The 19,916-nt window shown below is 45.3% G+C and carries 19 protein-coding genes, 2 tRNA genes and 1 riboswitch; of the genes, 10 read left to right on the forward strand and 11 right to left on the reverse strand.

Translation table 11 applies throughout. The features are described 5' to 3' along the window. Nucleotides 1-70 precede the first annotated feature (70 nt). From C9I89_RS17070 to rsxA, 6 genes are read right to left on the reverse strand one after another with little or no spacing between them, the layout of a single operon-like run. Nucleotides 71-769 (reverse strand): electron transport complex subunit E, encoded by a 699-nt coding sequence (locus C9I89_RS17070; protein ID WP_107284530.1) that lies wholly within the window; start codon nucleotides 767-769, stop codon nucleotides 71-73. Continuing rightward, on the reverse strand, nucleotides 766-1,401 hold the full coding sequence (rsxG, locus tag C9I89_RS17075; RefSeq protein ID WP_107284531.1) for an electron transport complex subunit RsxG: 636 nt from the start codon (nucleotides 1,399-1,401) through the stop codon (nucleotides 766-768). The genes C9I89_RS17070 and rsxG overlap by 4 nt, the downstream gene beginning before the upstream one ends. A gap of 12 nt (nucleotides 1,402-1,413) precedes the next feature. Further along, complete coding sequence (gene rsxD / locus C9I89_RS17080; RefSeq protein ID WP_107284532.1) at nucleotides 1,414-2,463, reverse strand: electron transport complex subunit RsxD; 1,050 nt, start codon at nucleotides 2,461-2,463, stop codon at nucleotides 1,414-1,416. Nucleotides 2,464-2,466: 3 nt separating this feature from the next. Next, nucleotides 2,467-4,653, reverse strand: coding sequence for an electron transport complex subunit RsxC (rsxC, locus tag C9I89_RS17085; protein WP_107284533.1), 2,187 nt, complete (start codon nucleotides 4,651-4,653; stop codon nucleotides 2,467-2,469). A 2-nt stretch (nucleotides 4,654-4,655) separates the two neighbouring features. Then, nucleotides 4,656-5,237 carry an electron transport complex subunit RsxB gene (rsxB, locus tag C9I89_RS17090; protein WP_107284534.1) on the reverse strand — a complete coding sequence of 194 codons (582 nt, stop codon included), beginning with the start codon at nucleotides 5,235-5,237 and terminating at the stop codon, nucleotides 4,656-4,658. Between the two features lies 1 nt (nucleotide 5,238). Continuing rightward, nucleotides 5,239-5,820 carry an electron transport complex subunit RsxA gene (gene rsxA, locus C9I89_RS17095; protein ID WP_107284535.1) on the reverse strand — a complete coding sequence of 194 codons (582 nt, stop codon included), beginning with the start codon at nucleotides 5,818-5,820 and terminating at the stop codon, nucleotides 5,239-5,241. Between the two features lie 357 nt (nucleotides 5,821-6,177). On the opposite strand from rsxA, the gene C9I89_RS17100 reads away from it, so the two are divergent. Beyond that, nucleotides 6,178-6,253 (forward strand) — tRNA-Asn (locus C9I89_RS17100). A gap of 54 nt (nucleotides 6,254-6,307) precedes the next feature. Beyond that, nucleotides 6,308-6,383: transfer RNA gene (locus C9I89_RS17105), tRNA-Asn, on the forward strand. A gap of 710 nt (nucleotides 6,384-7,093) precedes the next feature. Here the strand turns inward: C9I89_RS17105 and ushA are convergent. Then, nucleotides 7,094-8,827 (reverse strand): bifunctional UDP-sugar hydrolase/5'-nucleotidase UshA, encoded by a 1,734-nt coding sequence (gene ushA / locus C9I89_RS17110; RefSeq protein ID WP_281258263.1) that lies wholly within the window; start codon nucleotides 8,825-8,827, stop codon nucleotides 7,094-7,096. A gap of 545 nt (nucleotides 8,828-9,372) precedes the next feature. Between ushA and uvrB the strand changes: the two genes are divergently transcribed. From uvrB to C9I89_RS17125, 3 genes are all read left to right on the forward strand, one after another. Then, a complete protein-coding gene (gene uvrB, locus C9I89_RS17115; RefSeq protein WP_107284537.1) occupies nucleotides 9,373-11,397 on the forward strand; it encodes an excinuclease ABC subunit UvrB in 2,025 nt (674 codons plus the stop codon). A 351-nt stretch (nucleotides 11,398-11,748) separates the two neighbouring features. Beyond that, complete coding sequence (luxO, locus tag C9I89_RS17120; RefSeq protein WP_245905513.1) at nucleotides 11,749-13,197, forward strand: quorum-sensing sigma-54 dependent transcriptional regulator LuxO; 1,449 nt, start codon at nucleotides 11,749-11,751, stop codon at nucleotides 13,195-13,197. Beyond that, nucleotides 13,191-13,550: an Hpt domain-containing protein gene (locus C9I89_RS17125; protein ID WP_107284539.1), complete on the forward strand. Its 360-nt coding sequence runs from the start codon at nucleotides 13,191-13,193 to the stop codon at nucleotides 13,548-13,550. The genes luxO and C9I89_RS17125 overlap by 7 nt, the downstream gene beginning before the upstream one ends. Here C9I89_RS17125 and yvcK read toward each other — a convergent pair. The 3 genes from yvcK to C9I89_RS17140 all read right to left on the reverse strand — a co-directional run bounded on the left by yvcK (nucleotide 13,512) and on the right by C9I89_RS17140 (nucleotide 15,508). Continuing rightward, nucleotides 13,512-14,411, reverse strand: coding sequence for a uridine diphosphate-N-acetylglucosamine-binding protein YvcK (gene yvcK / locus C9I89_RS17130; RefSeq protein WP_107284540.1), 900 nt, complete (start codon nucleotides 14,409-14,411; stop codon nucleotides 13,512-13,514). The two genes, C9I89_RS17125 and yvcK, sit on opposite strands and share 39 nt — an antisense overlap. A 117-nt stretch (nucleotides 14,412-14,528) precedes the next feature. Further along, nucleotides 14,529-15,104 (reverse strand): LON peptidase substrate-binding domain-containing protein, encoded by a 576-nt coding sequence (locus tag C9I89_RS17135; RefSeq protein ID WP_107284541.1) that lies wholly within the window; start codon nucleotides 15,102-15,104, stop codon nucleotides 14,529-14,531. Nucleotides 15,105-15,280: 176 nt separating this feature from the next. Continuing rightward, nucleotides 15,281-15,508 carry a hypothetical protein gene (locus C9I89_RS17140; RefSeq protein WP_107284542.1) on the reverse strand — a complete coding sequence of 76 codons (228 nt, stop codon included), beginning with the start codon at nucleotides 15,506-15,508 and terminating at the stop codon, nucleotides 15,281-15,283. 180 nt (nucleotides 15,509-15,688) lie between these two features. Beyond that, nucleotides 15,689-15,856: riboswitch (molybdenum cofactor riboswitch) on the forward strand. On the opposite strand from C9I89_RS17140, the gene moaA reads away from it, so the two are divergent. From moaA to C9I89_RS17165, 5 genes are all read left to right on the forward strand, one after another. Continuing rightward, complete coding sequence (moaA, locus tag C9I89_RS17145) at nucleotides 15,830-16,852, forward strand: GTP 3',8-cyclase MoaA (RefSeq protein ID WP_211315272.1); 1,023 nt, start codon at nucleotides 15,830-15,832, stop codon at nucleotides 16,850-16,852. It overlaps the preceding riboswitch by 27 nt. 58 nt (nucleotides 16,853-16,910) lie before the next feature. Beyond that, nucleotides 16,911-17,390, forward strand: a complete 480-nt coding sequence (moaC, locus tag C9I89_RS17150; protein ID WP_107284543.1) for a cyclic pyranopterin monophosphate synthase MoaC — start codon at nucleotides 16,911-16,913, stop codon at nucleotides 17,388-17,390. Continuing rightward, nucleotides 17,387-17,632 carry a molybdopterin synthase sulfur carrier subunit gene (gene moaD / locus C9I89_RS17155; RefSeq protein ID WP_107284544.1) on the forward strand — a complete coding sequence of 82 codons (246 nt, stop codon included), beginning with the start codon at nucleotides 17,387-17,389 and terminating at the stop codon, nucleotides 17,630-17,632. Before moaC ends, moaD begins: the two co-directional genes overlap by 4 nt. A 2-nt stretch (nucleotides 17,633-17,634) precedes the next feature. Further along, the gene (moaE, locus tag C9I89_RS17160; protein ID WP_107284545.1) at nucleotides 17,635-18,084 is read left to right on the forward strand and encodes a molybdopterin synthase catalytic subunit MoaE; all 450 of its coding nucleotides are present in this window, start codon (nucleotides 17,635-17,637) and stop codon (nucleotides 18,082-18,084) included. Nucleotides 18,085-18,539: 455 nt separating this feature from the next. Beyond that, on the forward strand, nucleotides 18,540-19,076 hold the full coding sequence (locus C9I89_RS17165; protein WP_107284546.1) for a hypothetical protein: 537 nt from the start codon (nucleotides 18,540-18,542) through the stop codon (nucleotides 19,074-19,076). A 219-nt stretch (nucleotides 19,077-19,295) separates the two neighbouring features. Here the strand turns inward: C9I89_RS17165 and C9I89_RS17170 are convergent, their stop codons facing one another. Next, the gene (locus C9I89_RS17170) at nucleotides 19,296-19,712 is read right to left on the reverse strand and encodes a MerR family transcriptional regulator (RefSeq protein ID WP_107284547.1); all 417 of its coding nucleotides are present in this window, start codon (nucleotides 19,710-19,712) and stop codon (nucleotides 19,296-19,298) included. Between the last annotated feature and the right edge of the window lie 204 nt (nucleotides 19,713-19,916).

Raw genomic sequence — 19,916 nt, forward strand, 5'->3', positions numbered from 1 at the left:
CTGAAGTTGGTGTCGGAGGTTGAGCTTGTCCGTTTTTAATGCCTGCAGATCCGAGATGAATACTCTGCTCTTAATTGGCAGATGTAATACGTACACGCTCAATCGTGGTTTTTTTCTCAGCGGTTGATGATTTCTGCTCGCGCTTCTTATCGATAACGTTTTTCAGGGCAATCATAAAGCCAACACCGATAAAGGCTCCGGGTGGCAGCATGGCTAACAGAAAACTACTGTCAAAGCTGAAGACTTCAATGCGCAGAGATGCAGCCCAATCTCCAAGCAGACGATCAGCACCATCAAACAACGTACCGTTACCTAAGATTTCCCGCATTGCACCCAGCGCAACCAGCGCCGAAGTCATACCAAGTCCCATCCACAGGCCGTCAAGGGTTGCCGGAAGAGGATCATTTTTGGAAGCAAAAGATTCTGCACGGCCAATGATGATGCAGTTGGTTACAATCAGTGGAATGAAAATGCCTAAGGATTGATACAAACCATAGGTAAAGGCGTTCATCAATAATTGAACACAGGTAACCAGAGACGCAATGATCATGACGAAAATCGGAATGCGGACTTCTGAGGGTACCCACTGGCGTACCAGCGACACGATAAGGTTGGATCCGACTAAGACGGCAGTTGTTGCCAGACCTAAGCCTAAGGCATTGGTGACGGTGGCAGACACGGCCAGCAGGGGGCATAACCCCAGTAGTTGAACAATGGCCGGATTATTTTTCCACAGGCCATTTTTCATTAGTTCTTTATTCAGGCTCATGATTCACCTTGACAATTCAGAGGTTGATTAAGGAGTTCCTGTTGATGGCGTTCAAAATACAGTGACACATTTTTAACGGCTTTCACAACTGCACGAGGTGTGATTGTTGCGCCGGTAAACTGGTCGAAGTCACCGCCATCTTTACGTACCGCCCAAGCTGGATCTTTTTCGCCTTGTAGCTTTTGACCGGTAAAGCTATCGATCCAGTCTGTCACTCGGGTATCTATTTTATCACCGAGCCCCGGCGTTTCCTGATGGCTCAGTACCCGGACTCCGGTGACAAAACCTTTCATATCCAGACCAACAATGATCTTGATAGCACCGTTATAACCATCCGGAGCAATCGCATCAATGGCGACTCCTGTTGGTTCACCGGCTTTCTCTGCGATGTAAGCCGGCATGGGGGCGGAAGTACCTAAGTATTGCTCGTTGGTGATTGCCGTGCAGTTTTTGTATAGCTCATTGTCATGGCTCTGTGCAGGTATTACCTGATTCAGTACTTTGAGCAGTTCTTTTTGCTGTTGTTCTATGATCTTATCTTTTGTCAGTAAGTGGGTGACAGAGACAAGGCCTGTTGCGAGCAGCGCAAAAATAGCCAGCACACCACTGTTTTTCTTCATTGCATTTAGCATGATCGTGCGCTCCTAGGAATGGCCGTATGTACGGGGGCGAGTGTAGTAATCAATTAAAGGGACACACATGTTCGCCAGTAACACGCTGAAAGCAACACCATCAGGGAAGCCGCCCCAGGTACGGATCAGGTATATCAGCACACCAATCAACGCACCAAAGATAATACGACCTTTTACTGTCGTTGCTGCCGATACCGGATCAGTGGCAATGAAAAAGGCACCTAGCATGGTTGCCCCCGAGAACAGGTGAAAAAGAGGTGATGCCGTACCATCCGGGTTTAGCAGAAATGCGACACTGCTAATGACAAAGAGCGCACCCAGCATACCGACAGGAATATGCCATTGGATCACCCGCATTTTGAGCATGATTAATCCGCCGAGCAAGAAACCCAGGTTTATCCATTCCCAGCCAACACCTGCAAAGGTGCCGAATACAGGTTTAGCCATTGCTTCTGTGGTTGTAAGGCCTGTGGTCAATGATGTTTTCAGCGTATCTAAAGGTGTCGCCATGGTTACGCCGTCAACCGATAAACGCAGTTGATGAACACTGAAACCGTCTTGGGTAAAACCGGTGAAAATCGCCAACAGGCTGTCAGTGAGTGATGCAGATTCGGCACTCAATGATAATGGCGGTAGCCAGGTTGTCATCTGTACGGGGAAAGAGATCAGCAGAACAACATAAGCCACCATCGCGGGATTAAATAGGTTCTGGCCTAATCCGCCATAGAGGTGTTTGGCAATTACGATAGCAAACACCACACCAATGACAGTGATCCACCATGGTGCGAGTGGTGGGAGCGATATGCTGAGTAACACGCCGGTCAGCAATGCACTGTTATCTCGAATGTACGGCAGAGCCGGGCGCTTTCTGAATTTCATGATGGCGGCTTCAGAAGTCACCGCGACAACAGAGGCTAAAAGAACCTGAATTAATGTTCCCCAGCCAAAAAAGAACCATTGTGCAGCAACACCTAATGCGGTGCATAAAATTACAGTTCGCATGATGTCGCTTGTACTGCGGCGACTATGCGTGTGGGGTGAGCTGGCAATATTAAAAGCCACGGTTTAGTTTTCCTCGTTATTCTGTTGAGCTTCTTTTGCTGCCTGTTGGGCCGCTTTACGCGCTTTGGCACGGGCGACGGCAGCAGCGACAGCGGCTTTCTTGGGATCGACATCAGCCGTATCGGTCACATCATCAGCCGTTTCAGCATGGGTCTGTTCTGCCTGCTGAGCCGCTTTACGCGCTTTGGCACGGGCAACGGCAGCAGCGACAGCGGCTTTTTTGGGATCGACATCAGCCGTATCGGTCACATCATCAGCCGTTTCAGCATGGGTCTGTTCTGCCTGCTGAGCCGCCTTGCGCGCTTTGGCACGGGCAACGGCAGCAGCGACAGCGGCTTTTTTGGGATCGACGTCAGCCGTGTCGGTCACATCGGTCGGTTCAGTCTGAGTTTGCTCTGCCTTTTGAGCCGCCTTGCGCGCTTTGGCACGGGCAATTGCGGCAGCAACGGCATCTTTCTTCGCATCACCGGTACTTGCAGTACCATCATCTTTTGTCGAAGACTGATCTTTCGAAGAAGACTCTTCTTTTGCCGCTTTACGTTCGCGAGCCAGGCGCTTACGTTCTTCACGTAGCTTGGCCATTTCCCTGTTATCCGGTAAAGAAGCATCAGGTAAAACGTTATCGGATGTTTCCGACTTAACTTGTGCTGCCGATGCCTGCTTTGCTTTTGCCCGGGCAATGGCAGCGGCAACGGCGTCATCGCCACCGGAGCTTGCCATATCTTTACGACGATCATCTGCCGCTTTCTTAAAGCGATTTTCACGTTCAGCCTTATCTCGCTCCATACGGGCAGTTTTAGCTTCATAACGCTGTCTTGCTCGCTCGGCATTGGCTTCATCTTGTTTACGGGTTCGAATTTCAGCTTTTGCCTGGCGGTAGTACTGTACCAATGGGATTTCACTTGGGCAGACATAGGCACAAGCTCCGCATTCAATACAGTCAAATAAGTTATATTCTTCGCACTTATCAAAATCTTGATCTTTTGCATACCACTGCAATTGTTGCGGTAGCAATGAAACCGGGCACGCTTCAGCACATGCAGTGCAACGAATACATGCCATTTCTTGATTAGTCGGTGAAATTTCTTTACGGGTCGGTGCCAGAATGCAGTTTGCCGTTTTGGTTATTGGCACATCACAGTGTGGCAGTGTAAAGCCCATCATCGGGCCGCCCATGATTACGCGTGGCAGTTTCTTATCAGCTTTATAGCCGAATTGCTCCAGCAGAAAGCTAACGGGTGTTCCTAGTAGCACCCAGGCATTACCCGGTTGCTTAAAGGTGTTGCCTGTTAATGTGACCACGCGCTGGATCAATGGTTCGCCATTAATAACAGCGCGTTTAATCGCATGAACGGTACCGACGTTCTGCATCAAGATGCCAATATCGGCGGGAATGCCTTTCGCCGGCACTTCTTTTCCTGTCAGCACTTTGATCAGCTGCTTTTCACCACCGGACGGGTACTTGGTTGGGATCACGCGGATCAAGATACCGTCATCATCAGAGACAGAACGCTTCAGGGCGTTGATCGCTTCTGGCTTGTTATCTTCAATGCCAATAACCGTCAGTGCCGGTTTTAGAATGTAGCGAATAATACGAATGCCTTCGATCACCTCGGCGGCATAATCCTGCATCAGGCGGTCATCAGCGGTGATGTAAGGTTCACATTCGGCGGCATTGATAATAAGCAGATCTGTTTTACCTAACCCACTTTGCAGTTTTCGTCCGGCAGGGAAGCCTGCACCGCCCATACCGGCAATACCACTTAGACGAATATGCTCAATCAGATCAGCGGCTTCTATATCATTATAGTTACTGAGAGTTTTTCGTTCACCCCAGCGATCTTCACCATCAGGCTCAATGACGATACATAAATCGGCCAAGCCGGAAGGGTGGGCAATGGTACGTGATTCCACCGCTTTGACCGTACCGGATGTCGGTGCATGGATCGGTACACTCAATGCCACATCAGCGTGTGTCAGCGGCTGACCTTTGACTACCTTGTCGCCAGCGGAAACTAAAATATCACCTATTGCACCAATATGTTGTTTCAGGGGAAGTACTAACTCATCAGGAATGATGACGTCTGATATTTCAGATTTATTTGACAGGTTCTTCTGCTCCGGCGGGTGGATCCCCCCCGGGAAGTCCCATAACTGGCCTTGTTTTAATTGCTCTATGATTGACAGCATGGTTACTCTACCTTGTCGACGCTAGCTTCTGCAGGAATGTTAACAACAGGGATCTTATTCAGATCCCACTTCCAGCTTTCCGGAGTGGTTTCAACCGGCACCATTTCAATACAGTCAGTAGGGCAAGGCGAGACACAAAGGTCACAACCGGTGCACTCCTCTTTAATCACTGTATGTAGTGCTTTTGTGCCACCAACGATGGCGTCAACAGGACATGCTTGAATACATTTAGTACAGCCAATACACATGTCTTCGTGAATAAAGGCGACTTTTTTCAGTCCTTTATCTTCGTCATGTGCTGAATCCTGAACTTCAACCCCCATTAGGTCGGCCAGTTTTTCGATTGTTGCCTGACCTCCCGGAGGACACTTATTTATGTCATCACCATTTGCAATAGCTTCTGCATAGGGGCGACAACCCGGGTAACCACACTGGCCACATTGGGTCTGAGGCAGGATTGCATTGATTTGTTCAACAATAGGATCCGCTTCGACTTTGAAACGAATAGAAGCAAAGCCGAGAAGAAGACCAAAAATTGCGGCTAAAACGGCGATTGCAATCACTGCAATTAAAATTCCGCTCATCTTACAGTTTCACCAATCCAGTAAAGCCCATAAAGGCAAGAGACATCAGCCCTGCGGTAATCATGGCGATTGAGGCACCTTTAAAAGGTTCAGGCACATCGGCAGCCGCGATTCGCTCACGCATAGAGGCAAACAGAACGAGCACCAGAGAGAAGCCGACAGCAGCACCGAAACCGTAAATAACCGACTCAATGAAGTTATGACGCTCGTTAATGTTTAACAGGGCAACACCTAACACCGCACAGTTAGTGGTGATCAGGGGGAGGAAAATCCCGAGTAAACGATAGAGAGTAGGGCTCGTTTTGTGTACCACCATTTCAGTGAACTGTACTACGACAGCGATCACCAGAATGAAGCATAGGGTGCGTAAGTACTGAATGCCTAAAGGCACCAGAATATAGGCTTCAACCAGGTAAGCGCACACAGAAGCGAGGGTCAGCACAAATGTGGTCGCTAACCCCATGCCAATTGCAGTTTCCAGTTTCTTTGATACCCCCATGAAAGGGCACAAGCCTAAAAATTTTACCAGTACAAAGTTGTTAACCAACACTGTACCTACGAGTAGTAGCAGGTATTCAGTCATACCATCTTAATTATGATTGAAAGTGATCTGCATATTATCTTCCTTTGTACAGGCTATAACAACTCCCCTAAAGCAGGGTTTTTCCTTATTGATGATGTTTTCATCAATGGTTCAGTATTTGAATGGTGGGGATAAGGTTCTAATTCGCTTATTAATACTCCGTCGGAGCCTTTGAAAGTCATCAGCGTGCAGTAACAAATGGCGGGGATATTAAGGAGGAGGCAGTTGTTGATTGGCCTCTGTGATTAAGCAAGCAACAAACTGTTGAAAGTGTCACCGGTCGGTTATTTTTTGAAATATTTATGGTTGACACATTTTAGGAGGCTAGCTAATATCTGGCCCGTAAAACAGAGTGATTCCCCTTTAGTTCAGTTGGTAGAACGGCGGACTGTTAATCCGTATGTCGCTGGTTCAAGTCCAGCAAGGGGAGCCAAATTTAGCCTTGTCGCAGTTAACATGATTATATGCGGTAAAGCACAGAGATAATTCCCCTTTAGTTCAGTTGGTAGAACGGCGGACTGTTAATCCGTATGTCGCTGGTTCAAGTCCAGCAAGGGGAGCCACATTAAAAGCCTCATCTTCGGATGGGGCTTTTTTGTACCTGATGATTACTGCTGCAGTATTAAAAGATTTATCTTTGGATAGAACTTTTTTGTGGTTATGTCACTGCTTTATTGCATGAAGAGCGCTTTATCAAGAGTAATCACTCGTCATTAATTGATTGCAAAATATTACATCAAAAAACACTTGATTTTCTTGGGGCTAGAACTGGCAGGGGCTTTAGTTAGTTATCCACGGAAACTGTGGATAACTGTGTTGATGGATGTTAGAAAAACGTAATAAGCTAAAGGAATAGTTGATCTATCTTGTCCTGCCAGCTGTGAACGCATAAGCATAAGCATTTGTTATTACATCGGAATAAACAGTAATAAAGGAATGTTTAAAAAAATTAGAATAAATGCTTTAAACTATTTCTTGCGTGAAAGCAACTGTGAATTGATTTAAATCGGAAGTTGAATAAGCTGTGGATGATTCTCATCAATCGTTATGATGAAAAGGAATTTTATGCTGTATTTACAAGACGGATTTTCTGCTCTTTCTGGGAGTGATTTACTCCGTGGGCGGTGATAATACGCCTATGGAAAAATTTGATCAATCCCTACTTTTGATTTTCTTATTATTTATTCGCATTTAGAGCCCGATGTCTAAGTGAAAAGGGTATAAAAAAGCCCAGACAGGGTTATCTGGGCTTGGGTATTTTGAGGGCTATATGTTATGGCGTAGCAATTAGACAGCCATCATTACTTGCGCTGTTTAGGTAAACAATCCCTTTAGGCGTGTAATCAACAGCATTGATATGGCCTTTGTCTTGAATGAATTCTTTCAGTACATCGGCATCAACAAAGCCGCTATTGACATAGCCGTTTTCAGTTGTATTGACTTTTGGATAACCATCGCCACCGGATGCACTGTAGCTCGGCACAGTGAAGGTATAAGTTGCTGATGGATCAAAATCTTGCTCGCCAATGGTATTAATGGTGACCTTTTTGGCTTCACAGTCAACACTCATATCAATGCCAGCAAATTGTGCATAAGCGCCAGAACCAGCTGTCATGGTTGCCACAGTGTTCAAATACTCAATCACTTCTGCAGCTGGCATGGTCACGCTGGCAACCATATTGCCGAAAGGTTGAACAGTCAGTACGTCTTTGTAGCTGATTTCGTAGCCATCACCATCTCCGTCAATTGAGGCCCGTACACCGCCTGAGTTCATGACACCGAAAGAGGCCGCTGCTATTTTATTGTAATGCGCTTTCGCAATCAGGGTACCCAGATTGGTTTGTTTTGTTCGAACAACACCGCGATCGCCTTCCAATTTACCGGTGGCAGTAGCGATAGTCCCCTCAATCTCTTTAGCGCCTTTGTCGTGATAGTATTGAAGCTCAGTTAATAGCTCTTCGTCTGGTTTGATTTCTTTGCCGATTAAGACTCTCTCACCTGCATCATTTTTGACTTTTAAGTTAACCGGGATCAGCTCGTAGTTTGTTAGCTTAACTTCTTCGCCTGTTACTTCAAAGTCGGCGCGGCCTACATATTTGCCCCATTCATGAGCTTGCATGATATAGGTGCCGTTTTGTTTATCAGGCGTACATTCATCGCCAGGATTGAAATCTGCATAGTCATTGGTACCAGGCTCCATGCAAACTGGATTCTGCGAGTGGCCACCAATAATGGCATCTAACGAACCTGCTTCAAGTGCATTTGCTAAGGCAATATCTCCAGGTGCGTTACTACCAAAATTACCATTTTCGTAATGACCCATGTGAGTGGTTGCAAGAATGATATCAGGCTTTTCAGAAGCTTCTAGCTCGGCAATAACTTTCTTTGCTTCTTCCTTTGGATCACGGAAATCGATGTCAGCCGTATATTCTACATTACCAATTTTTGCCGTGTCTTCAGTTGTTAAACCGATTACTGCGACCTTCAGGCCATTAATATCAAAGATTTTGTATGCATCGAAAAGGCGTTCGTTTTTGTCCTTTAGGTAAATATTGGCAGCAAGCATCGGAAACTCTGCCAGATCCCGTTGCATATCCAATACTTGGCGAGGGTTATCGAACTCATGGTTACCAACCGCCATCGCATCGTATTTAATACGGTTCATGCCAATGAAGTCTGGCACGGCATCTTGCAAGTCTGATTCTGGTACCCCGGTATTAATATCACCACCTGAGAGCAGTAGTACTTCACCACCATCGGCTTCAACTTCTGCGCGCAGCTGATTGATCAGTGTCTTACGAGCAGCCATACCATACTCGCCATTATCATTCTGCCAGAAGCGACCATGGTTATCATTGGTATGAAGAACAGTAAATTTAGTTGTGGTTGCAACACCTGTTGTCGGTGTTGCGGTGTTAGTCGAATCACTGTCATTACAGCCGACAAGGGCGGTTAATATCGCAGCACTTAAGAGACTTATCGTTATTTTTTTATGTGCGTTCATCATATTATTCACTTAGCTAATTAAGGTAATAGGTGTCTTTGCTCATTTTTATACATAGGCAAAGATCATTAATTGTTCGAAGCGAACGCCAAAATAGCTAAATTGAGTAATTACTCCAACATGGTAAATGATTGAATGTGCGAATGATCACCTAGTGATAGGTAACTTAATTCAATAAGAATGGGTGCATCAACAAACCAACACAAAAAGTAAATAAGCAATAAATAACATACACGCATGTATGTATTTATGACCACCATCACGGATGCCGTGTAACCATTCGGTGTATCTAAGGCGTTGAAGTGTGATCTCACTCATTATGATATAACTATGCTGTATCCAATTGAGCGATACCATTAAACGACTGCCGAGGAAAATCAGTGTGCCCACTTTTGCGGCAAATGAGCTTGAAAGGGCCCCCCTCCTGTACTCAACTGCCTTGAATTGAACTCGCAGAGCGCACTCTGAATCCTGTATCTTGCAGTTACTTGGGTATAGTTGCAAAATAGCTAACTGAGTATTGTCTTCCCCTGCAACGGAAACTAAGCATGAGCAAAGCGTTCAAACTGTCTTCTCATTTTTCACCGTCGGGTGATCAGCCTACTGCGATCAATCAACTGCTTGATGGGTTAGATGCTGGCCTTGCTCATCAAACACTGTTAGGGGTTACCGGTTCAGGTAAAACTTTTACGGTGGCGAATGTGATTGCGAAAGCCAATCGTCCCACATTTATATTGGCACCTAATAAGACGCTGGCAGCGCAGCTATATGGGGAAATGAAAGAATTTTTTCCTGATAATGCAGTGGAATATTTCGTCTCTTACTATGACTATTATCAACCTGAAGCGTATGTGCCGACGACGGATACCTTCATCGAAAAAGATGCGTCGGTGAATGCCCATATTGAGCAGATGCGGTTGTCGGCAACGAAAGCGCTGATGGAGCGTCGTGATGTGATCATCATTGCTTCGGTTTCGGCGATTTATGGCCTGGGTGATCCTGACTCTTATCTTAAAATGATGTTGCATGTTCGCCGGGGCGATATGCTTGATCAGCGTGATATTCTGCGTCGTTTAGCTGAACTACAATACAAGCGGAACGATATGGTATTTGAGCGCGGTACTTTCCGCGTTCGGGGGGAAGTGATAGATGTCTTCCCGGCAGAATCGGAGCATGATGCAATTCGCATTGAGCTGTTTGATGATGAAGTTGATTGTATTAGTGTTTTTGACCCGTTGACCGGGGCGGTCCAGCAGCGTGATTTGCCACGGTGTACGATTTATCCGAAGACCCACTATGTAACCCCGCGCGAAAAAATACTGGAAGCGATCGATAAGATCAAAGATGAACTGGTAATACGCCGTAAGCAATTAATCGATAATAACAAGCTGGTCGAAGAGCAGCGTATTGCCCAACGCACTCAATTTGATATTGAGATGATGAACGAACTGGGTTTTTGTTCTGGGATCGAAAACTATTCTCGTTACCTCAGTGGACGTGCCGAGGGTGAGCCGCCTCCGACGTTATTTGATTATCTGCCTGCTGATGGCCTGCTAATTATCGACGAATCTCATGTCACGGTGTCGCAGATTGGTGCCATGTACCGTGGTGATCGCTCTCGAAAGGAAAACCTTGTCGAATACGGTTTTCGCCTGCCTTCAGCATTGGATAATCGTCCGATGAAGTTTGAAGAATTTGAATCATTAGCTCCACAAACCATTTATGTGTCGGCCACACCGGGCAAATATGAAATAGAGCGCTCCGGTGGTGATATCGCTGAGCAGGTGGTGCGTCCGACAGGATTGCTCGATCCGATCATCGAAGTTCGCCCGGTTGCCACACAGGTTGATGATTTATTGTCAGAAATCCGAATCCGAGAAGTAAAAGGAGAGCGAGTACTGGTTACAACACTGACCAAACGCATGGCGGAAGACCTGACGGAATACCTGGCGGAACATGGCGTTAAGGTGCGCTACCTACACTCCGATATTGATACGGTTGAGCGGGTTGAGATCATTCGCGATCTGCGTCTGGGTGAATTTGATGTTCTGGTTGGGATCAACCTGTTACGAGAAGGTCTGGATATGCCTGAAGTGTCGCTGGTGGCGATACTTGATGCCGACAAAGAAGGATTTTTACGTTCTGAACGTTCGTTGATCCAGACCATTGGTCGTGCGGCGCGTAACCTGGAAGGGCGTGCTATTTTATATGGCGATAAAATTACGGGCTCAATGGAGCGAGCAATTAACGAAACCAACCGCCGCCGAGAGAAGCAGCATGCCTATAATGAAAAACGTGGCATCGTACCTCAGGCGCTGAATAAAAAAGTTGGAGATATTCTTGAGTTGGGTAAGCCAAGTTCGCGCTCAAGGATCAACAAAGCAGCCCAACTAAACAGGGTTGCAGAAAGCAAGGGAACTTACACCAGCATGTCACCGCAGCAACTGGAAACGGAAATTCAGAAGCTGGAAACAGAAATGTATGATTTGGCGCAGAACTTAGAGTTCGAAAAAGCTGCCGAAACCCGTGACAAGATCCATACTCTTCGACAGCAGTTTATTACGAATAGCTAATCCTGCCATTCTGAATTTCAGGCAAAAAAAAACCAACCGATAATTATTTCGGTTGGCCTCATTGTTTTAGTGAAAAAATCCACAAACAACGTCAGTTGGCTAGGTTGACTCTTAATTCAGAGTCACTTTATATAATGCAGGCATCGTGCCAACTTTTTTGTGGTAATGATTTGTACTTTTTACCAATGGTAAAGATATTTTTGTCATATTTATTTGCTAAACTGGAGTTGTAATTCGCATTTTGCAAACCGTTTTGCGATTCATAGTGAGACGGAGGAAAATGAAAATCGTATTAACGCAACTACTTGTATTGATTAAAATTGGTTCATGGGACTCATGTCTGAGGTGGAAATGGAAAGCAGGGCACAACAACGGCAAGTATTGATGGTAGAAGACACCGCTTCTGTCGCGGCGTTGTATAAATCTTACCTTAATCCTCTGGGGCTAAGTGTCAATATTGTCGGCACGGGAAGAGAAGCACTCAGTTTCATTCAGGATATTGTTCCAGATCTGATCCTTCTTGATTTACGCTTGCCCGACATGACGGGTATGGAAGTCCTGGAAGCAGTTCGACGCGAGCATACCAATCTTCCTGTTGTGATCATGACAGCCCATGGGTCGATTGATGTAGCCGTTGAAGCCATGAGATATGGCGCTCAGGATTTTTTAATCAAACCCTGTGAAGCTGATCGGCTGCGTATTACCGTTAACAATGTTTTGAGGGAAGGCTGCCAAACTCGGGATGCTTCTCAATCCAAGCAAGGTGGCGCGCAATATCAAGGCTTCATTGGCAACAGTATTCCGATGCAAGCGGTATATCGTGTGATCGAATCAGCCGCGGCAAGTAAGGCGACGGTATTTATTACAGGTGAAAGCGGCACCGGGAAAGAGGTTTGTGCTGAGGCGGTTCATGCCGCGAGTCCGCGAAATGACAAACCGTTCATAGCCTTAAACTGTGCCGCAATTCCAAAAGAGTTGATTGAAAGTGAGTTGTTCGGCCATGTAAAAGGGGCATTTACCGGAGCTTCAACTGAACGTCAGGGAGCGGTAGAGCTCGCCCATCAAGGAACATTGTTCCTCGATGAGCTTTGCGAAATGGACTTAGATTTACAAAGTAAGTTGCTGCGTTTTATTCAAACCGGCACTTATCAGAAAGTGGGCTCTTCAAAAACCAGTACGGTAGATGTTCGTTTTGTTTGTGCGACTAACCGAAACCCTTGGGTGGAAGTGCAAGAAGGGCGTTTTCGGGAAGACTTGTATTATAGGTTACACGTTATTCCTATTGCACTGCCGCCTTTGCGTGATCGCAGTGATGACATGATTGAGATTGCCCATGCTTTACTGGCTTTGATGTCGGTGGAAGAAGGTAAAAACTTCAGTCGCTTTTCGCCAGATGTCATTGCGTCACTTAAAGCACACTCCTGGCCAGGCAATGTACGAGAGTTACAGAATGTCATCCGGAATATAGTGGTATTAAATGCTGGCGAAGAAGTGACTTTGCAAATGCTTCCACCGCAGATAAGCAGTATAGCTGGCGCTGAAATTGCATCTTCTATAAATAGTTCACCAGATATTGAAAACCGTCCAATCGAATTTGGTGCAAATTTACATATTGAACAAAGTGGACGGTGGACGATTGAGCCGCTTTGGGTGGTTGAAAAACGTGCAATTCAGGCTGCAATTGATGTCTGTAACGGAAACATTCCGCGTGCTGCAGGTTTACTGGAAGTTAGCCCTTCGACCATATACAGAAAATTACAAACCTGGCAGGAAACAACAGGGAGATCAAATAAATGGTAAAGAGTATTAATGCGGAAACCATCAAACGACTGGCAGAAGAAGTCGGTGAAGAAACGGTCATACTCTTACTTAATGTATTTAGTGATGAGCTACAGCAGTACTTACGCCAGTTATCTGATCAACCGTCGGTGAATCAGGTCGGGGAGATCAGCCATGCCATTAAAAGCAGCGCTGCCAGCTTTGGGGCTGACAGTCTAGCTGAAATGGCTCAAGAATGTGAATCGCGTGTGAGACAAGGGCAAAATGAGTGGATGGTGGATCATTTGCCTGAATTGACACAAATGGTTAAGGGCATGGCACACGAGTATAAGCAATTAGCCGGTAACGATCAGTCTATCAATCGCTTGTTTTAACTTCATTCGGTCATGTCGCCACTCATGATTGCTGGAAGCTAAATCTTCAATCCGCTGTTCATACCTTGGGGCAAGTTCTGGACAAGGGTGATCTGTAATTATGCTATCAATGTGGCGCCCCTGCATTGCACGTTCACACCAATGCAGCATAGTACTAAGAGACATTTTTCCGGCAGGCCCCTTCTCTTTATCCAGATTGGTTATAAATACGATTTTGGCCGGACTTTCTTTTAGCGCTGAACCAATATCTTTGAGTAGTAAAGGCGGCATAATACTGGTTAGAAAGCTGCCAGGCCCTAACAATATGATATTGGCATCTTTAATTGCCTTCACCGTTTCCTTTGTGGCGGGTACCGCAGGCTCAATATAAAGCCGTTGCGGTACTTCTTCCAGTTCATCGACACTGGTTTCACCGCAAATAATCTCGCCCGCCGGCGTCAATGCAGATAAGTCAGCCGGGTGCTCAGACATCGGGATGATATGGGGTTTGACCTTCAGCATATCCCGGATAAGATTAATAGCTTCTAAGGGGCGAATGCAGAGATTATCGAGTGCGGTTAGCATCAAATTACCCAGATTATGCCCATTCAATTCGCCATTACCGCGAAAGCGATATTCAAAAATCATCGAACCGACAGAGGGCTCTGTGATTAATTGATTAATGCAATTACGGGTATCTCCCCATGCAATTCCTCCCTGACAAGCACGAATACGACCAGTCGATCCGCCATTATCAGTAGTGGTGACAATGCCGGTAACTTGGGAGCCATAATCAGACAGAGAGGAGAGCATACGGCCCAAGCCATGACCACCACCGATAGCAACGATCTTGGTTTTAATTTCAGTCTTTGTGTTTGTCATGAGCTTATTGCAATTTTTTGTGATCTTGATTGATGCCTAGAGTATACAAAGCAGCAAAATGAATACAAGACTTCGCTGGGGATATGCTATTAATGTCACTTTTTGCACACCCTAATATTAGTGAGGCTCTTGCATCATATTCATTAAATAATCACAGGTATCCAGACAATTTGGGGTATTAAGTAGTGCTTGTTTTTCACTGGCGGGAACGGGCAAAATCTCTAACCAGCGCTGACATAACCAGCTTAAATTATTGAATTCTTTGGTTTGGTGTAAACGGTCGAGTTCCGGGTATTTCTCAAACATAATTCTCAACTTAACTGCCAGCAATCGCTGGTTATTGTGGAGTTGGATTTCTGTCCACTGAGGTATTGTCTGATATTCGGCATAAAACACGCCATTGTTATCTTGCGTTAATGACTTAATACGGAAATTGTCGTGTCCGTAGACGGTAACGATGAGGGAGCCATCATCTGTTGAACGGTCAAAGTCTTCGACTGTGACGCGGGTGCCGATATGGAAAAAATGCTGACCGGGATTGCTTTCATCATGCATACAGACACCAAAGCCATCGGTTGATGACAAAGCCACTTTAAATGCTTCTGTTTGTGAGCCGGGAGCGATACGCATAGGCATTCTGCCCGTAGGTAAGACATGGCGTTTTTGAAAAAGTAGCGGTATTGATTGCGTCATACACAGCTCCATTCATCATTATTAGCGTCTGGTACCGTAAATAGTGCAAATGTGATGCCGAAGTGTCATGCCGCTAATGTGGTGAAGTTAAGTGTCTCAATTGATAAGCAAGAGATGCACTTTTTTTCATATTGCAAACCCCTGATGCAAATTGCAAAGCAGTTTACCCCCAAACCTCACTTACGGTTGGCAATGATTTTAAGCGCATTATCGCTGGGTAATAACTCAAGATGACCTTGTTCATTGAAGTACCAGCCTTTAATGATCCCTTTTGCCATCATGTCATGAAAGCCATCAATAATATGTTGCGCTTCCTGATGTGCATTCTGTGCATCAATGCCATCTTCGCGCTGGAGATAGAGAGCAATATCATCAACGCTGGCAGATTCGATAATGTTGGACATAATAGCCTCACTTGACATTAGATTAATCACTAATATTCCCTTTAGTAGTATTGTCGGGATCTTTCTCGAAAGGTAGAATGCAGCACGTTTTTTTTCGGTGTATTGTTTATATTGTCATTTCACTGATTTTTTTATGATGAGATTAGCAGCTGTGTGAGTGACTCTAAATGAGCGTTACATAGCAGCCCATAACTCCGAGCTTTGTTCACTAAGTTGCCGCCTTTTGTGTTCTGTAATATGGACCTGTGTCGGTAATAAGGGACCAACGCCAGTGACAGTCTGTCACCAGGGTCGATTTAGAAATGAATCGGCCTCCCGTATTTGGAAAGGTGTTCCGTGGCGAAACAATTAGAAGACAATCTTCATTTTGAAGATCGCTTTAATCGTAAGTTTTATTACTTGCGACTTTCAGTTACCGATGTGTGTAACTTCAAATGTACATATTGCCTGCCTGATGGTTATCATCCGACGGAAAAGAAGAAGCCTTCATTTCTAACGTTAGATGAGATCCAGCGTGTAACGGGTGCCTTCGCCGAATGTGGTACGACAAAAGTGCGTATTACAGGTGGCGAGCCGAGCTTACGTCGTGATTTTACCGATATTATCCGCACTGTTGCTTCTCAGCCCGGTATAACCAAAGTGGCGACAACTACTAATGGTTACCGTATGGCTAAACATGTTAAAAGTTGGAAAAAAGCAGGCCTGACTCATATTAACGTGAGTGTTGATAGTCTGGACCCGAAAATGTTTCATCAAATCACGGGTGAGAATATGTTTCATCAGGTGATGTCGGGTATAGATGCCGCTTTTGATGCGGGCTTTGAACAAGTCAAAATTAACACAGTGTTGCTCAAAGACTTAAATTCACAAGAGTTGCCGAAGTTTCTTGATTGGATAAAAACCAGGCCGATTCAACTGCGTTTCATTGAATTGATGCAGACTGGCGAGATGGACGATATGTTTAATAATCATCATCTCTCTGGGGTTAGCATCCGTAATCATCTGATTGGCAATGGTTGGATTTTAAAGATTAAGAGCAACAATGATGGTCCTGCCCAAGTCTTTTGTCACCCTGATTATGTCGGTGAAATCGGACTGATCATGCCTTACGAAAAAGATTTCTGCCAAAGTTGTAACCGTTTACGCGTATCGGCGAAAGGTAAGCTTCATCTGTGCCTGTTTGGCGAGCACGGGGTGGACTTGCGCGATTTGCTTGCCGAAAACGGGCAGCGTGCTGAGCTGATTGGGCGTATTCAAGGTGGCTTACAACAAAAAGCGGTGGGTCATTTTCTTGATGAAGGAAATTCTGGTATGACACCGCACCTTGCCTCTATTGGTGGTTAATACCGGTAAACCAAATAATTGATGACTGCTATCACCCATGTGAACGGAAGTAATAATAATGACACAACTAACGCATATCAATGCTTCAGGTGAAGCGAATATGGTCGATGTTTCAGCTAAGGTTGATACTGTTCGTGAAGCGCGAGCTGAAGCCTTCGTACATATGGCGCCGCAAACACTCGCTCTGATTGTATCGGGCAAGCACCATAAAGGTGATGTATTTGCAACGGCCCGTATTGCGGGTATTCAGGCGGCGAAAAAAACATGGGATTTGATCCCGCTATGTCACCCCTTGTTGCTGTCTAAAGTTGAGGTGCAGTTAGAGGCGATAGAAACGGAGAATATGGTGCGTATAGAATCGTGCTGTAAGCTGGCGGGTAAGACCGGCGTTGAAATGGAAGCATTAACAGCGGCATCGGTAGCGGCGCTGACCATTTACGATATGTGTAAAGCGGTACAGAAAGACATGGTTATTGGTCAGGTTCGTTTGTTAGAAAAAACGGGCGGTAAATCAGGTCACTTTAAGGTTGAAGCATGATTAATGTACTTTTCTTTGCTCAGGTAAAAGAGCTGGTTGGGGTTGATCGCTTAGAGATTGACGGAGAATTTACGACGGCAGAAGCCTTACGCGTTCATCTGACTGAACGTGGTGATAAATGGCCGCTGGCGCTGGAGTCTGGCAAATTACTGGTTGCTGTTAACCAGACAATTTGCCATTTAGAATCTGAAATCAAAGATGGTGATGAGGTTGCCTTCTTCCCGCCAGTAACCGGAGGCTAATTATGGTTTCTGTTCAGGTTGAGGATTTCTCAGTCGCTGATGAGTATGCAAAACTGGCTGAAGGCACTGATGCAGGAGCGGTTGTGACGTTTATCGGTAAAGTGCGTGATTTTAATCAAGGTGATGACGTCACGGGCCTGTCGCTAGAGCATTATCCGGGAATGACCGAGAAGGCCTTAGCTGAAATTATTGAGCAGGCCGGTGAGCGCTGGCCACTTATTAAAACCCGGGTTATTCACCGGGTGGGTGATTTGGAACTGGGTGATCAGATTGTGTTTGTTGGTGTAACCAGCGCACACCGGGGCGCAGCATTTGAAGCCTGTGAATTTATTATGGACTATCTGAAAACCCGCGCACCATTTTGGAAGAAAGAACAGACAAACAGTGAGAGTCGCTGGGTTGATGCCAGAGATACTGATACTTCTGCGGCTGATCGTTGGCAGATAAAATAACCTAATACAGGATGGTTAGGGTGTGAAAAAAGGAGCTGATAATCAGCTCCTTTTTTAATGGTTAAAATTCGTCATCCCTGGATGATTCGATAAGACATCGATAAAGAACTAATCTGTTCAATCATAATTAATGAGTAACGGTACTCGCTTTCACGAACTTCGCCCCTCCTCCCCGCATGAAATAGCATCTTCGGCTGTATTGCCTTGCGGAATATTTCTCTTTAATTGTCGAAACTGTAACATAAATGCAACTGCCAAGGGTGTTGGTAAATCGCCAAAAAAAAAGAGGGTTAACCATGTTGTAACAAGGGCTGGATAATCTTTCATAAATATTCAGGTTTTGTTTCAAAAAAAGCTGTGCTATGTTTTTCGTATGAGAATAAAAAACCATTTTTAATGAATGGTTATAAGGTTTTTGGTTAAGGTTTGAGTACGCGTAGTTATAGGAGGGGATTATGATCAGGAGCGATCGTTTACTCTATGAAATTGCACCCGATGGTTTTGGTGAACGTCGGTGTGAGCCTTGGGATCTCTGGCGTGACCGAGCACACTTGATGTTGCCTCATTTCCCCGATGAAGTACTTGAGCAATGGGTATATCGCCATTGGAAAGCGGTGCTATGTAATTGGGGCTGGCTTGATTTTCGTGCGATGTCATTTTCAAAGCAGATTTGGACGAATGATGAGATCCTTAACAGAATCAAGACTCCTCATAATGATGTAATCGAGAAGTTTTCACGGCGTATGAGCAATGAAATCTTCCAGCGCAGTTGGTTAGTGCAGAATATGCAAGAGCGTGGTACCTGGCCGGTGGCACCTATTATTTTGCATTACGAGCGTGATTTGTACGCGACCAATGGCCGGGTATTAAAAGCCCCGTTTAACTTGCTGGAAGGACATCATCGGTTAGGTTATCTGAAAGGTATGATAGATCACGGAGAATTTACCCAGGAAACACATGAGATCTGGATTGCAAAGATCCCCGTTCATTAAAGGTTAATCCTGATACTTCGTCATTCTGTAAAGTGAGGCACGAACTTATACGGAATCTAAGGCGCACACAGTTAGAGCTGGATCCGGGATATCTCGTACCTCGATTCCGGGATGACGTATTTAGGTGCTTCAGTTATTCATAATTCATATGAATAGTGTCGATTCATTGGTGCGGTGAGTGTCGATTCGGGTATAAAGGTTGCTTTTTTAATTCATCTCTTATGTACTGACTTTTCGCTGCTTCAGCTCCAGTTTTGCTAATTGCTGGTAACAGTTTTTTTCCGCTGCATTTAATTCCATCATTACAGCTTGAATATCGGCCTGTTGCTGTACCAGTAGACGTTGTCGATACTTAATCGCATTGAGCATGTCATGCAGCTGTTTTTTATTGCTCTTCTCTGAATCATACAGATCAAACAGTCCACGAATATCATCAAGGCTGAAACCGAGTCGCTTGCCACGAAGTGTCAGCTTTAAGCGAGCGCGGTCTTGCCTCGAATAAATACGGTTTTGACCATTTCTTTGCGGGGTTAATAATCCATGATCTTCATAAAATCGAATACTGCGCAGTGTCACACCAAACTCTTCAGCGAGTTGAGAGATAGAGAAAGTATCCTTACCTTCTGTCTTTAACATTGTTATTTAACCTAGCTCCATTGACCTGAGGGGATCATTTCATAACTGGGTAGCCATTGACAAGCTCCGCTGCGGGTTTGAGCAGGGGGAATAATGGTTCTGACAGGTATAAAGCAGGTAAATGTTTTAAGGTCGCGACAAAAAAATAGCCCCTTTGAGAAGAGGCTATTGAAAGATGTGAATGGGTAGTTAATAACTACTTGC

The sequence above is a fragment of the Photobacterium lipolyticum genome (genome assembly GCF_003026475.1).
GTDB lineage: Bacteria > Pseudomonadota > Gammaproteobacteria > Enterobacterales > Vibrionaceae > Photobacterium > Photobacterium lipolyticum.

Excerpts from the sequence above, each read along its gene's own strand:
- moaD (WP_107284544.1), top strand. The coding sequence starts at position 17,387 with ATGATTAATGTACTTTTCTTTGCTCAGGTAAAAGAGCTGGTTGGGGTT.
- C9I89_RS17125 (WP_107284539.1), top strand. The coding sequence starts at position 13,191 with ATGGTAAAGAGTATTAATGCGGAAACCATCAAACGACTGGCAGAAGAA.
- ushA (WP_281258263.1), bottom strand. The coding sequence starts at position 8,827 with ATGATGAACGCACATAAAAAAATAACGATAAGTCTCTTAAGTGCTGCG.
- uvrB (WP_107284537.1), top strand. The coding sequence starts at position 9,373 with ATGAGCAAAGCGTTCAAACTGTCTTCTCATTTTTCACCGTCGGGTGAT.
- moaC (WP_107284543.1), top strand. The coding sequence starts at position 16,911 with ATGACACAACTAACGCATATCAATGCTTCAGGTGAAGCGAATATGGTC.
- C9I89_RS17070 (WP_107284530.1), bottom strand. The coding sequence starts at position 769 with ATGAGCCTGAATAAAGAACTAATGAAAAATGGCCTGTGGAAAAATAAT.
- rsxB (WP_107284534.1), bottom strand. The coding sequence starts at position 5,237 with ATGAGCGGAATTTTAATTGCAGTGATTGCAATCGCCGTTTTAGCCGCA.
- rsxA (WP_107284535.1), bottom strand. The coding sequence starts at position 5,820 with ATGACTGAATACCTGCTACTACTCGTAGGTACAGTGTTGGTTAACAAC.
- C9I89_RS17140 (WP_107284542.1), bottom strand. The coding sequence starts at position 15,508 with ATGTCCAACATTATCGAATCTGCCAGCGTTGATGATATTGCTCTCTAT.
- rsxG (WP_107284531.1), bottom strand. The coding sequence starts at position 1,401 with ATGCTAAATGCAATGAAGAAAAACAGTGGTGTGCTGGCTATTTTTGCG.
- yvcK (WP_107284540.1), bottom strand. The coding sequence starts at position 14,411 with ATGACAAACACAAAGACTGAAATTAAAACCAAGATCGTTGCTATCGGT.
- C9I89_RS17165 (WP_107284546.1), top strand. The coding sequence starts at position 18,540 with ATGATCAGGAGCGATCGTTTACTCTATGAAATTGCACCCGATGGTTTT.
- C9I89_RS17135 (WP_107284541.1), bottom strand. The coding sequence starts at position 15,104 with ATGACGCAATCAATACCGCTACTTTTTCAAAAACGCCATGTCTTACCT.
- luxO (WP_245905513.1), top strand. The coding sequence starts at position 11,749 with ATGGAAAGCAGGGCACAACAACGGCAAGTATTGATGGTAGAAGACACC.
- moaE (WP_107284545.1), top strand. The coding sequence starts at position 17,635 with ATGGTTTCTGTTCAGGTTGAGGATTTCTCAGTCGCTGATGAGTATGCA.
- rsxC (WP_107284533.1), bottom strand. The coding sequence starts at position 4,653 with ATGCTGTCAATCATAGAGCAATTAAAACAAGGCCAGTTATGGGACTTC.
- C9I89_RS17170 (WP_107284547.1), bottom strand. The coding sequence starts at position 19,712 with ATGTTAAAGACAGAAGGTAAGGATACTTTCTCTATCTCTCAACTCGCT.